At 64.2% G+C, this 6114-nt stretch carries 4 protein-coding genes; all 4 read left to right on the top strand.

The features are described from left to right. Positions 1–1976: mechanosensitive ion channel domain-containing protein (locus tag EOA32_RS31760; protein WP_145971417.1), on the top strand; the 1976-nt coding region annotated here is incomplete at its 5' end. A 142-nt stretch (positions 1977–2118) separates the two neighbouring features. Then, positions 2119–2382 carry a hypothetical protein gene (locus tag EOA32_RS31755; RefSeq protein WP_066999629.1) on the top strand — a complete coding sequence of 88 codons (264 nt, stop codon included), beginning with the start codon at positions 2119–2121 and terminating at the stop codon, positions 2380–2382. Between the two features lie 352 nt (positions 2383–2734). Beyond that, positions 2735–5296, top strand: coding sequence for an FAD-dependent oxidoreductase (locus tag EOA32_RS31750; RefSeq protein ID WP_128373822.1), 2562 nt, complete (start codon positions 2735–2737; stop codon positions 5294–5296). A 92-nt stretch (positions 5297–5388) separates the two neighbouring features. Beyond that, positions 5389–6114, top strand: a 726-nt coding sequence (locus EOA32_RS31745) for a DUF1194 domain-containing protein (protein ID WP_145971416.1), incomplete at its 3' end; no start/stop codon positions are given.

Below are 6114 nucleotides of genomic sequence, written 5' to 3'. Positions count from 1 at the left end.
GCGATGCGCTGAGCCCGCAGGCCTTTTCCGACGCGCACGACCAGTTCACCGGCCTCTATAAGGCGGTGGCGTCCTGGCTCACCTTCGCATTGAAGTTCAAGTTCCAGGCGATGCTTGCGGCGACGCTGATGGCGCTGGCGCTGGCGGCCGTGCTGCTGATCGGCGGCAGGCGTCTCTTCGGCCGCATCTTCGAGGCCGATGCTTCGGTGGAAGAGCCGTCGTACCTGAGCCGGCTTTCGGTGGCGTTCTGGTCGACGCTGCTGCCGACCGTGGCGCTCGGCGCGTTCCTCGCCTCGACCGTGTTCTTCTTCAACTATTACAACGTCCTGCGCGGCGACATCGGCGAATTCCTCAACGCGCTGCTCTCGGTCGTCGCGGTGGCGTTCTGCGTCAACCGGCTGACCAATGCCGCCCTTGAGCCGCGGCTGCCGAACTGGCGGCTTATTCCAGTCGCAACCGGACCGGCGCGTTGGCTGGTGCGGCTGGCCACCGCCATGGCCGTGGTCCTCGGCTTCAACTACTTCCTGTCCGTCGTCAACGAGAAGATGGGCTCGCCGCTTTCGCTGACGATCGCCAGGAGCTTCGTTGCCACCGTCATCGTGGGCGTCATCCTGATCCTGATGGGTGTGCTGAAGCCTTTCAGGGCGAAGGACGGCTCGTGGCGCCCGTGGCCGGCCTGGCTTCGCTTCATTGCCATCGGGCTCGGCGTCTCCACAATCGCCGCGGCACTGCTCGGCTATATCGGTCTTGCGCTTTTCGTCTCTATTCAGGTCGTCGTCACCGGCACCACGCTGATCACCGCCTATATCGGCTTTCTTTCGGCGCGGGCGATCGGCGAGGAGGGCGGCTTCGCCGACACTTCGGTCGGGCGCTGGCTGTCAGCCAATTCCAGCTATGAGGACACCGCGCTCGACCAGCTCGGCCTGGTGGTCAGCATCGCCATCAACCTGATGATCGTGCTGGTGTTCCTGCCGCTGATCCTCTTGATGTGGGGCTTCCAGCCCGGCGATATCGAAACCTGGGCCTTTAAGCTCGCAACGGGCGTGACCATCGGGTCGGTCACCATCTCGGTGCTCGGCATCCTCACCGGCATCGTCGTCTTCGCCATCGGCTATTTTCTCACGCGCTGGTTTCAGGGCTGGCTCGACGGCTCGGTCATGGCGCGCGGCAAGGTTGACACCGGCGTGCGCAATTCGATCCGGCTGGCGGTTGGCTATGCCGGCGTCGCGCTTGCAGCGCTGGTCGGCATATCGGCGGCGGGCATCGATCTTTCCAATCTGGCGCTGGTCGCCGGCGCACTTTCGCTGGGTATCGGCTTCGGCTTGCAGAACGTCGTCTCGAACTTCGTCTCCGGGCTGATCCTGCTTGCCGAGCGACCGTTCAAGGTCGGGGACTGGATCGTCGCCGGCGACATCAGCGGCACGGTCAGAAAGATAAGCGTGCGCGCCACCGAGATCGAGACGTTCCAGCGCCAGTCGGTGATCCTGCCGAACTCGAACCTCATCAACAATGCGGTCGGCAACTGGACGCACCGCAACAAGCTTGGCCGCGTCGACATCAAGGTGGGCGTCGCCTATGGCAGCGACGTCAAGCGCGTCCACGCCATCCTGCTCGGCATAGCCCGCGCCCATCCGATGGTGCTCAAGAACCCCGAGCCCTTCGTGCTGTTTGCCAATTTCGGCCCGGCTGCACTGGAATTCGAGATCCGCGTGTTCGTCGCCGACGTGTTGAACGGCAGCATCGTCCAGAACGACATCCGATTCGCGATCTTCGACATCTTCGAAGACGAGCACATCGAGATCCCGTCGGCGCCCCGCGCCGTGGTCGAGAGCAAGAAGCATGAGCCATGGCCGATCGACGACGACAAGATCGAGGCCGAATTCGCCGAACGCGAGCGGCTGGAAGCGGAGGCCGCGGCCGAGCAGGCGCGTCTGGCTAAAACCAAGAGAAGAGGCCGCAAGCCCGACCCCGACTAGCTTTGGCGGCCGCCGAAGCCGATTGTGGCATGAATGCGGCATTCAGTTGCGGTTCACGTTACATCTCATATAAGCTCTCACGCAAAGGGCGAGAATGCCTTGCGAAATTGAACAGAGGCGGTGTGGAAACACCGGAATTGCAATGTGGAAGTCTGTCGTTGCCGCCGTCGCTTTCCTGGCCCTTAGCGGTTCGGCTTTTGCCGCCAGCGCGGTCAACAAGGACGCCCAGACGCGGACCCTGATCGTGACCGAAGGCGGCGGCAAGACCGAGCTGGCGCTGGCCGCCGGCGAGACGGTGGAGTTCTGCCCGAATGGCTGCTTCGTCACCCTGCCCAATGGTGATCTCGAAGCGCTGACCGGTTCGGAAACGGTCGAGATCTCCGGCGGCGTCGCGAGGATCAAGTAAGAACTCCTTGAATATGGTCGGCAAGGCCGGGCGTTTGTCCGGCCTTTTATCGTTTCCGGACGCTTGCCGCCCCGGCATGATCAAGATCGAGGTCGGAGCGCTCGCCCGCGGCCGAGATCGGCCAGCTCGTGGTCAAGCTTTAAGACCGTCGGCTACCAGGTCGGCCTCCAGGCCGAGGACATCTGGGCTTTCGCCGAGCGAAATCGCATCCCGAGCCGAGCTGGCGCGCCGGGTCGCGCGGCATCCGCGACGTGTCGCAAACAGGCGGTAGCTCAATCCGCGTCCTCTGCATATTGTGGCGCAATTCGTACGGGCGCCGGCGCGCCCGCTTTAGCACTTTGGAGTCGCGGGCATGGCAGAGTTTCCGAAAAAGGCGAAGGTCGTCATCGTCGGTCTTGGCGGTATTGTCGGCGCGTCGGTCGCCCATCACCTAATCGAGCGCGGCTGGGACGACATCGTGGGCATCGACAAGTCCGGCATCCCAACCGATATCGGCTCGACCGCGCATGCCTCGGACTTCTGCTACACGACCAGCCACGATTTTCTCTCCTGCTGGACGACGCTCTATTCCATCGATTTCTACGAGAAGATGGGCCATTACGCGCGCATCGGCGGCCTCGAAGTCGCGCGCGTCGGCGACGACGGCCGCATGGACGAGATCAAGCGCAAGATTGCTTCCGCCAAGGCATTCGGCACCCGCGCGCGCCTGATCGAGCCGGCCGAGATCAAGCAGAAGTTCCCGCTGATCGAGGAGCATCTTGTGCAGGGCGGGTTGTGGGACCCCGACGCCGGTCTCGTCATCCCGCGCTCGCAGACGGTGGCCGGCAAGCTCGTCGACCAGGGTGTCGCTTCCGGCAAACTCCAGGCTTTTGCCAACACCTCGGCCAAGGACCTGATCGTCGAGCACGGCCGCATCAAGGGCGTCGCGACCGAGCGCGGCACGATCGAAGCCGATTATGTGGTCGTCTGCACCGGCATTTGGGGCCGGCTGACCGCGGCACTGGTCGGCGAAGACCTGCCGGTCATGCCGATCGACCACCCGCTGACCTTCTTCGGCCCGTATAACGAGTTCGCCGGCACCGGCAAGGAGATCGGCTGGCCGCTGCTGCGCGACCAGGGCAACTCGGCCTATATGCGCGACACCGGGGATCCCAAGACCGCGGAGGGCGGGCAGATCGAATGGGGCTATTACGAGGAGACCAATCCGCGCCTTTGCCATCCGCGCGACCTGCTGGAAAAAGACCAGGCGCGGCTCTCGCCCTCGCAGCGTGACCTCGACATGGAGCAGATCATGGCGCCGCTGGAGCGCGCCATGGAACTGACGCCGATCCTCGGCGAGCTCGGTTACAATGAAGGCCATTCCTTCAACGGCCTGCTGCAGGTCACCACCGACGGCGGCCCGTCCATGGGCGAAAGCCAGAAGGTGAGGGGCCTCTGGTACGCCGTCGCCATTTGGGTCAAGGACGGCCCGGGCATGGGCAAGCTGATCGCCGACTGGATGACCGACGGCCGCACCTCGATCGACCATCATGCCATCGACTATGCGCGCTTCTACCCGCACCAGACGAAGGAAGAGTTCATCTGGGATCGCTGCACCGAGACGGCGATGAAGGTCTACAATCCGGCGGTGCATCCGCGCGAGCCGTTCTCCAAGGGCCGCAACATCCGCCGCTCGCCGTTCTGGGAGCGCGAGAAGGAACTCGGCGGCTACTTCATGGAACTGGGCGGCTGGGAGCGCGCCCACGGCTATGCCGCCAACGAGCATCTCCTGGAAAAATACGCCAACCGCGTGCCGGTGCGCGAGAACGAGTGGGACAACCGCCATTTCTGGCGCGTCTCCAATGCCGAGCATCTGGCGATGAGCGAGGATTGCGGCATCGTCAACCTGTCGCATTTCTCGATGTACGACGTCGAAGGCCCTGACCATGTCGCGCTGCTGGAATGGCTGTGCGCGGCCAAGATCGGCGGCGACAACAATATTGGCAAGGGCATCTACACCCACTTCCTCGACGAGGAGGGCATGGTGCGCGCCGACTTGACCGTGATCCGCATGGCCGATCGCTGCCGCGTCATCGACGGCGCCGACGCCGGGCCGCGCGACTTCCGCTACATGCAGCGCACCGCGCAGGACAAAGGTTTCGATGTCAATGTCACCGATGTCACCGAAAAATACGTCACTATCGGCATCTGGGGACCGAATGCGCGCACGACGCTGCAGAAGGTGGTCGAGGACCCGAACGGGCTGACGCCGGAGAATTTCCCGTTCGCGGCGATCAAGCCGATCAGGATTGGCGGCAAGGACGTCACGGCCTTCCGCATCTCCTATGTCGGCGAGCAGGGCTGGGAACTGCATATGCGCTACGAGGACGGGCTCGCCGTCTGGGACGCGCTGCGCTCGACCGGTGTCATGCCGTTCGGCGTCGAGACCTACGCCAACACGCGCCGCATGGAGAAGAGCCTGCGGCTGCAGAACGCCGACCTCTTGACCGAATACAATCTGCTCGAGGCAGATCTTGCCCGCCCGAAGGTCAAGGAGAACGACTTCTGCGGCAAGGCCAAGCACCTGGAATATCGCGCCCGCGAGCATCAGCCGGCTATGCTCTGCACGCTGGTGATGACCGAGAACACCGATTCCAAGGGCGTCGCGCGCTATCCGGTCGGCATCATGCCGGTGCAGGATCCCGCGACCGGCGAGACGCTGGTCGACGAGCTCGGCCGGCGCTCCTTCACCACGTCGGTCGCCTACGGCCCGACCATCGGCAAGAACATCGCGCTCGCCTATCTGCCCTGGGCCTACTGCCAGGAAGGTCGCAAGCTGCAGGTGGAGTATTTCGGCGAGACCTATCCGGTCGAGGTGGCCGGCGTCGGCTACAAGCCGCTTTACGACCCGGAGAATCTCAAGCCGCGCAGCTAAGCGAGCGCGCGTTCGTCCGGATTGGTGGAAGGCCCGGTCGACGCCGGGCCTTTTTGCTTTGTTCATGCGCGATTATCGCTTACCGTTGCGTCATGTCCGCTTTGGGCCGAACAAGGCATTGGCTTTCCGGCGCCGCCGCGCTGGCGCTGCTCCTCGGCCCGCCCACGCGATCGAGTGCGATAGAGCCGGTCGATGTCGAGCTGGTGCTCGCAGTCGATGTTTCGCTCTCCATGTCGCCGGCCGAACTCGAGATCCAGCGCCGTGGCTATGCGGCGGCACTGACGGATGACAACGTGCTCAAGGCCATCGCCGACGGCGTCCACGGCAAGATCGCGGTCACCTATGTCGAGTGGGCCGGCACCAGATGGCAGCGCGTCGTCGTACCGTGGACAGCGATTGCCAATCGCGCCGACGCCGAACGGGTCGTTGCGCAGATGAACGCACGTCCGCCGGACAGCGCGCGACGTACTTCGATCTCCGGCGCGCTGGCCTTCGGCAGCGACCTTTTCGCCGAAAGCGGCTTTCAGGGGACCAAGCGCGTCATCGACGTTTCGGGCGACGGACCCAACAACCAGGGCGCGCCGGTCGACATCACGCGCGACGAGGTGGTGAGGCAGGGCATCACCATCAACGGACTGCCGCTGATGACAAGGGGCGGGTACGGCGGCGCCTTCGACGTGGCCAATCTCGACCGCTACTACAGCGACTGCGTGATCGGCGGGCCGGGCGCCTTCATGATCCCGGGCAACGACTGGACGCAATTCCCGGAAGCGATCCGCCGCAAGCTGGTGCTCGAGCTCGCCGGCCCGGCCTCGCGG

Origin of the sequence: Mesorhizobium sp. M1A.F.Ca.ET.072.01.1.1, from assembly GCF_004023325.1 — a bacterium.
Lineage (GTDB): Bacteria > Pseudomonadota > Alphaproteobacteria > Rhizobiales > Rhizobiaceae > Mesorhizobium.
This window is presented reverse-complemented; position numbering and strand designations above follow the sequence as displayed.

Coding starts and splice junctions, on each gene's coding strand:
- EOA32_RS31755 (WP_066999629.1), top strand. CDS start 2,119: ATGTGGAAGTCTGTCGTTGCCGCCGTCGCTTTCCTGGCCCTTAGCGGT.
- EOA32_RS31750 (WP_128373822.1), top strand. CDS start 2,735: ATGGCAGAGTTTCCGAAAAAGGCGAAGGTCGTCATCGTCGGTCTTGGC.